Genomic DNA, 255 nt, shown 5'->3' on the forward strand with positions numbered 1-255 from the left:
TCTATAAACAAGTGAAAACCCTGCATTTGGACTTTACCGGCCGAGCGGCACTGAACACTGACGTGGCAGACATGAGTGGTTTATCCGTACCGACCATGGTTCGGGTTTACCAACTGCGCGACAACAAAGCGGTGAAAAAAACCACGTATGACAGTGTGCTGAGCGATAGCGACAGCGTGCTACGCACCGACTTGCTGGCGCAGCGAACCCTGGTGGTAAAACCGGGGGAGGGGGCGCAACTGAACGTCCCCCTGG

General features: G+C 55.7%; 1 protein-coding gene. It reads left to right on the top strand.

Annotated features, from left to right (window positions below):
* On the top strand, nt 1-255 hold a 255-nt coding region (tssJ, locus tag ACZYSM_RS29645; RefSeq protein WP_489077252.1), incomplete at both ends, for a type VI secretion system lipoprotein TssJ.

The sequence above is a fragment of the Pseudomonas sp. F220 genome, assembly GCF_057813935.1.